Annotated in this window: 6 protein-coding genes and 1 pseudogene; 3 read left to right on the top strand and 4 right to left on the bottom strand. The window is 68.5% G+C overall.

Annotated features, from left to right (window positions below; translation table 11 throughout):
* Positions 1-137 precede the first annotated feature (137 nt).
* Together DR046_RS21375 and DR046_RS21370 are read right to left on the bottom strand one after the other, a co-directional pair.
* Positions 138-431 (bottom strand): type II toxin-antitoxin system RelE/ParE family toxin, encoded by a 294-nt coding sequence (locus tag DR046_RS21375; protein WP_115384397.1) that lies wholly within the window; start codon positions 429-431, stop codon positions 138-140.
* A 22-nt stretch (positions 432-453) separates the two neighbouring features.
* Positions 454-738 (bottom strand): CopG family ribbon-helix-helix protein, encoded by a 285-nt coding sequence (locus DR046_RS21370; RefSeq protein ID WP_115384396.1) that lies wholly within the window; start codon positions 736-738, stop codon positions 454-456.
* A gap of 317 nt (positions 739-1,055) precedes the next feature.
* On the opposite strand from DR046_RS21370, the gene DR046_RS21365 reads away from it, so the two are divergent.
* The gene (locus DR046_RS21365) at positions 1,056-1,385 is read left to right on the top strand and encodes a helix-turn-helix domain-containing protein (protein ID WP_115384395.1); all 330 of its coding nucleotides are present in this window, start codon (positions 1,056-1,058) and stop codon (positions 1,383-1,385) included.
* Between the two features lies 1 nt (position 1,386).
* A complete protein-coding gene (locus DR046_RS21360; RefSeq protein ID WP_167767227.1) occupies positions 1,387-2,679 on the top strand; it encodes a HipA domain-containing protein in 1,293 nt (430 codons plus the stop codon).
* A gap of 206 nt (positions 2,680-2,885) precedes the next feature.
* On the opposite strand, the gene DR046_RS21355 is transcribed toward DR046_RS21360, so the two are convergent.
* Positions 2,886-3,578 carry a DUF4386 domain-containing protein gene (locus DR046_RS21355; RefSeq protein WP_115384398.1) on the bottom strand — a complete coding sequence of 231 codons (693 nt, stop codon included), beginning with the start codon at positions 3,576-3,578 and terminating at the stop codon, positions 2,886-2,888.
* Positions 3,572-4,377, bottom strand: a protein-coding gene (locus DR046_RS21350) for an IS5 family transposase (protein WP_115384393.1) whose coding sequence is annotated in 2 segments (ribosomal slippage) — positions 3,572-4,047 and positions 4,047-4,377 — 807 coding nt in all. Because the reading frame shifts where the segments join, the coding sequence is not laid out codon by codon here. Before DR046_RS21350 ends, DR046_RS21355 begins: the two co-directional genes overlap by 7 nt.
* 43 nt (positions 4,378-4,420) lie before the next feature.
* Between DR046_RS21350 and DR046_RS21345 the strand changes: the two are divergent.
* Positions 4,421-6,149, top strand: a pseudogene (locus DR046_RS21345) (cyclic nucleotide-binding domain-containing protein); the annotation flags it as partial.
* Between the last annotated feature and the right edge of the window lie 48 nt (positions 6,150-6,197).

Raw genomic sequence — 6,197 nt, 5'->3', positions numbered from 1 at the left:
CGCCGCCGGATCCGGAGGCGCGGGCGCAGGCGGCCGCGCGCGAGGCCGAGGCGCTCGAGAAGCTCGACGCGGCGATGGCCAGGGCGGACGAGATCCTCAGGAAGTACGCGCGGAGCGGGGATCGCTAGGAGACGACTTCATCCGAACCCCGCCTCCTTCTGATGGCGAATGCGGAGCACGACGGCAGTGTCTCCATCGATCCGATAGCGCGCGACGTACCCGCTATCGCCGTAGGGGATGAGCCGGCCCCGGAAATCCGCATCCATCCCTTCCACGGGTCGCCCGATGTCGGGCTCGTCTTCAAGGATGCGCATGCCGCCGCGGATCGCGCGCACCGCGGCCATGGCTGCATGGGGGTTCTTCAGCTTCAGGAAGCGATGCAGGCGGTCGATGTCCCGCAGCGCGGCAGGCGCCCGGACAAGGCGGGGCACGCGGGGCGATCGCCCGGAAGCTTCAGCGGTGCGGCACGGGCGGCTCGGCGTCCTCGCCGGCCTCCAGGCGCGTGAGCCAGGCGTCGGCCTCCTCAGCCGTCACGTCCATCCCATCGGCCTGGTAGGCTTCCCAGGCCTCTAGGGCGTCCTGGCGGTAGCTCTCGCGCTGCTCCTCGCGCTCGACATACTGCGCGATGGCTTCCCGCATCAGCCAATGGGCCGAGCGATCTCGTGCCGCGGCGAGGCTCCTGAGGCGAGCGCGGATATCGGGATCGAGCTTGACGGCGACGGGAGGGATGGCTGGCATCTCGGCCTCCGGATAATACTTTGTGATGCTCTACATCGGGCAGGCCAAAAGTCGAGTCCAGTCTCGGCCTCCACATGGAGGATCGGGCGATGGGCGAGTGGCTCGACGAGGCCATGGCCAGGGCGGACGAGATTCTCAGGAACTACGCGCGCGGGGAATGAGGGGCGTTCCCGATCGGGATCTTTCGGACCGGTCGGGGGCATCAGACGGTCCATGTTCCCGCTCGGGAACATATGCGCTTGATACCTGCTGGGGAGTGCGCATGTTCCCGCTCGGGAACATCGTGGTCCCTTACGACGAAGCAGGAATGATGATCGATGAGCGGCTTCCGCACGATAGCCGATCGGGCCGCGTCGGAGGCGCCCGGCGTCTCCGACGCACGGCTCTTCGGTGAGATGATCCGGGCCCGCCGGAGCGCGCAGGGCCTCCGGCAGGAGGACCTGGCGCGGGCCACCGGCGTCGGGCGACGCTACATCGTCGAGCTGGAGGGAGGGAAGCCGACCCTCAGGATCGGACCGGCGCTGATGATCGCCCGGTTCCTCGGGATCGTGCCGTCCCTCCCGGATGAACGGGACGCGGCGACGGACGAGGACCTGCCGGACATGCTCCCCGACGACTCCGACGATCTTCCTCCCTCGGGAGGATGACGTGAAGGTCTTCTTCGAGAACCGGGAGGTCGCCGAGCTGCGCGCGGGCGAGGGCGGGCCGAGCTTGCCCTATGCCGACGGCTGGCGCGGCCTTCGCGGCGCGTTCCCGATATCGACCCTGATGCCGATTTCCAGTAAAACGTTCGGCCCCGGCGTGGTGCTTCCCTGGATCGCCAACCTGCTGCCCGAGAGCCGTCAGCTTGAGATCGTCGCCCGCGCCGCGGGTGCGTCCCAGGCGGATCCACTCGCGATGCTCGCCAGCGTCGGCCGCGACACGTCCGGCGCGCTGTCCTTCGCGGAGCGCGGCAGGACGCGCATGGCGACGCGCCCCGTGCCCGACGCCGCCGCGCTCGAACGGATCATCGAAGAGCTGCCGCAGAAGCCCTTCCTGGTCGGAGACGACGGCGTCTCGATGTCGCTCGCCGGCGTCCAGACCAAGATCCGCGTCCATGTCGGAGACGACGGTGCGATCTCGATCCCGATCGAGGGCGCGCCCTCGACATGGATCCTGAAGCCGGACGCGGCGAACCTGCCGGGCGGCGTCTACAACGAGGCGCTCTGCCTGCGGCTCGCGGCCCTCCTGGGGCTCGACGCCCCGGAGGTCCGGATCGGAAGCGCCGGCGCCCGCCGCTACCTGCTCGTGCGGCGCTACGACCGGCGCCGCCAGGGGGACATCTGGCGCCGGCTTCACCAGGAGGACATGTGCCAGGCGCTCGGGTGCCTGCCGACCGCGAAGTACGAGAGGAACGAGACCGGCCGGCCCGGCCCGGCGGTCCGCGACATCGTGGGCGTGATGCGCGTCCTCGACCCGCTGAAGGGCGTCCTCGGGATCTTCGACTACGTCATCTTCAACGCCATCGCCTGCAACACGGACGCGCATGCCAAGAACTACTCGATCCTGATCTCCTCCTCGCGGGCGCGGCTGGCCCCGATCTACGACGTGATGTGCGAGAAGGTCTTTCCGAACGTCACGAAGAAGCAGGCGATGTCGATCGCGACGATGTGGGACGGGGACTACCTCAAGGGCCGGCACTGGCAGCGGGAGGCCGCGCTCTGCGGTCTGGGCCCAGGCGCGATCCTGCGGCGCGTGAGGGCGCTGTGCGAGGCGGCGCAGACGCATCTTCCGCGGGCCGTCGATGAGGTGGTCGCCATGGAGGCCGAGGCCGCGCCCTGGGTCGAGGAAGTCGCACGGTACATCGAGGAGCGCTGCACGTTCCTGCTGAACGGCCTCGCGGAGGAGGATCCAGAGGCCGTTTCATGGGTGCGGGATCGCCTCGAGAAAGGGGCCCGGTGAAAGGCAGGAATGTCGAGCCGCACCTTGTCGAAGAGGACAAGGGCGATGATCCGGCCGAGAACGAGGTCGCAATGGAAAAAGTTTGGAGGTGTCCGCAAGGCGTGTTGGTCGGCAATGCGGAGTTTTGGCACCTTCTTCGAAGCGGCATCAACCGTCGTCAACCTCCACCGTAGGTTCTGGCGAGTTCTGGCGCTCGGCGTGATCGGTCATGTCGCCGAAAGCCGTGGGGGCGGCACCCGCTGAAGAAGCAACCGAAGGCAGAATGCAGCCTCGGCGAGGATCGTCAGCCCGTAGGCAGGAGCGAAAGCCGCGGACCATTCTGGCGCGAGGAACCGCAGACCGCTGCCTGTCAGATAGACCAGTCCGGCCAGCGCCAACCCCGCACCGAACACCTTCGCGAAGAGGCCCGAGTGCCACACCAGCAAGCCCATGATCAGGCTGTTCACCCCGAAGAACACGAGCCCGAGATCGTAGCCGTGCGCGTGAAGGTCGAGGAACACCAGCGCGAGTGCTGGGGCGTCGGCCAGGTAGGCGGCGCGCGTCAGCAGAAGCCAGGCGGTCAGCAGGGCCATGAGGCTTGCCGCGATCAGCACCGTCTGGATCAGGCGGAACACCATCGCCGACAGCGCGAGGCCCGGGCTGACTGGACGGAAGACGAGGTAGAGCAGGATGGCGAGCGCGGCGTCACTGAGCGCCATCACGATGTCGGCGGCGAGGGCCAGGCGGAACTTGCCGGGTGCCGAGAGAATGGCGCCGGCGGTGCCATCTGCATCGCCGAGGTCGATAAGGGGTCCGCGCAGGCCAAGCTCTGCGCCGAGGCCCGCGATGATGATGATGAGGTAGAGAAGCCCAGCGAGCCGCGCCTTCCAAGCGAGGCGGGGGGTAAGAGCGCCTAACAGAACCTGCTGATCTGGTTCAGGCAGATCATGCAGGCAGCGAGCTTGGTGAGGGCTGCATGGATGTCTGCGCGGCGCTCGTAGCGGGTGACGAGCCTTCGGAACTGGTCCATCCACGCGAAGGTCCGCTCGACGACCCAGCGGTGGCGGCCGAGGCGGTCGGACCTGTCGATCCTCTTGCGTGCGATGCGCGGCGTGATGCCCCTGGCGCGGCACTCCCTGCGACAGCGGCGACTGTCGTAGGCCTTGTCGGCGTGCAGCTTGTCGGGGCGCATGCGCGGACGTCCAGGCCCGCCCGAGCGCACGCCCGGCACCGCGTCGAGCGCGGCTGCGAGCGCCATGCTGTCGTGACGGTTCGCCCCGGTGAGCGTCAAGCCGAGCGGCGTGCCGCGCGCGTCGGTGACCGTGTGGCGCTTCGTGCCCGGCTTGCCTCTGTCGGTCGGGTTCGGCCCCGTCGCGGCGCCCCCCTTTTGGCAGCGGTGGACTGGCTGTCGAGCGCGGTCCGCCCCCAGTCGAGCTCGCCCGACCGGTGCAGGCGCTCCAGCAGCGTCCGGTGCAGCCGGTCCCACACACCCGCCTGCTGCCAGTCCCGCAGCCGCCGCCAGCAGGTCATGCCCGAGCAGCCGAATACCTCGCGCGGCAACATCTCCCACGGCAGGCCCGAGCGCAGCACGAAGACGATCCCCCGCAGGGCATCCCGGTCCGGCACGCGCGGCCGTCCGCCCTTCGGCTTGGGCGGCTCTTCGGGCAGCAACGGCTCCACCGCCGCCCACATCTCATCGCTCACAAGTTCATGTCTCATGCCTCGTGAATCCACGAGAAGATGATCGGTTTCCTTAGGTGCTCTTAGTCTTCCTTGTACGGGGCGCCTGCCGCCGCAGGCCTGGACGAACCTGCGAGAGATCTCGGACGTGCTGGCACATTGGGCCGGGGCGCTGATCTTCATCCTCGCGGCGCTGCTGATCCCGTGCCTGCTGGAGGAGGCCAGGTTCGAGGATTTCGCGTTGGTCGGCGTTGTTATCCTGGCCGCGATCGCGGCGCGCGCGGTCGTCCTGTTCGGGCTGCTGCCGCTGCTGACAGCGCTGAAGCTGTCCCCCGCGTTCGAACGGCCCTACCGGGTCGCGATCCTCTGGGGCGGCCTTCGGGGGGCGGTGACGCTTGCCCTGGCACTGGCGGTGACCGAAAGCTCTCGGGTACCCGACGGGATCCAGCGCGTGGTCGGCATCCTCGCCACCGGCTTCACGCTCTTCACGCTGATCGTGCAGGGCACGACGCTGCGTCCGGTGATCGGCTGGCTGGGCCTCGACCGGCTTTCGCCCATCGACGAGGCACTGTCGCGTCAGGTGGTCGCGGTGGCCCTGCAGACGGTGCGCGGACGTCGCCCGCACGACCGAGAACTACGAATTGATCCACGACATCGTGCCGTCCGAGGCCAAGCGCTTCGGCGACCGGCTCGACGAAGCGGTAAGGACGGCGGAGGACAGCGCGGACATCCTCGACCGAGACCGCATCACGCTGGGGCTGATCCGGCTTGCGGGTCATGAGCGCGATACGATCCTCGCCCAAATGCGGAAACGGACCATCTCCGCGCGGATGGCCGAACAGGTGCTGTCGGACGCGGACCGGCTGATAGAAGGCGCGCGTTCCCAAGGGCGCAGCGGGTTCCAGCGCGCGGCGCGGCGCAGCGTCGCCTATGGCCGCGCCTTCCGCGCCGCCGTTCTGCTGCACGGGCGGTTCGGCATCTCGTACCCCTTGGTGCGCAGGAGTGCCGACCGGTTCGGACTGCTGCTGTCGCAGCGCCTGATCCTGCGCGATCTCGGGGCCTTTATCGACAAGCGTATCCGGCGCATCCATGGGCGGCGCGTTGCGGACCTGCTGCAGGAACAGCTCACACGCCGGGTTGACGCGATGGAGACGGCGCTGGAAGATCTCCGCCTGCAATATCCCGACGATGCCGAAGAACTGGAACGACGGTTCATCCGGCGCACGGCCCTGCGGCTGGAAGAACGGGAATATGCCGCAGTGCGCGAGGACGGGCTGATCGGCGCCGAAGTGTTTACCGCGCTGATTCAGGGTCTCGACGCCCGTCGGGCCACAGCCGAGCTTCGCCCGCATCTCGACATCGCGCTGCGGCGGGCGGACCTCGTCCGGCAACTCCCGCTCTTCGCCGAACTCGACGATGCCGTCGTGGGGCGCCTCGGGCGCGCGCTCTCCACCCGCTACGTCAATGCAGGCGAGATGGTGCTCCGGAAGGACAACATCGCGAGAAGTGTATTCTTCATCGCCTCGGGCGCGGTCGAACTGGAGACGGCCGGCCAGAGCTGGCGGCTGGGCCGGGACGAGATGTTCGTGCAGATGTCGATCCTGATGAAGAAGGCCTCCCGCGCCGAGGTCCGCGCCATCGCACCCTCAACGCTGCTGGTTCTGGACCAGGCGCGATTCCGCCGCCTGCTCGATCGCAGCGAGGGCCTGCAGGGCGCCGTCCGCGCAAGCGCGGAGAAGCGCGGGATCGAGCCGGAGCGATTTTTCCGCGAGGTGGACGAGGCAATCGCGCCGGATCGCGAGACAGCCTGAGGGTCAGTCGAGCGTCGCGTCGAATTCGATGACGCTGCGGCCGTCCTC

Source organism: Jannaschia formosa (genome assembly GCF_003340555.1).
Classification (GTDB): Bacteria; Pseudomonadota; Alphaproteobacteria; order Rhodobacterales; family Rhodobacteraceae; genus Jannaschia; species Jannaschia formosa.
This window is presented reverse-complemented; position numbering and strand designations above follow the sequence as displayed.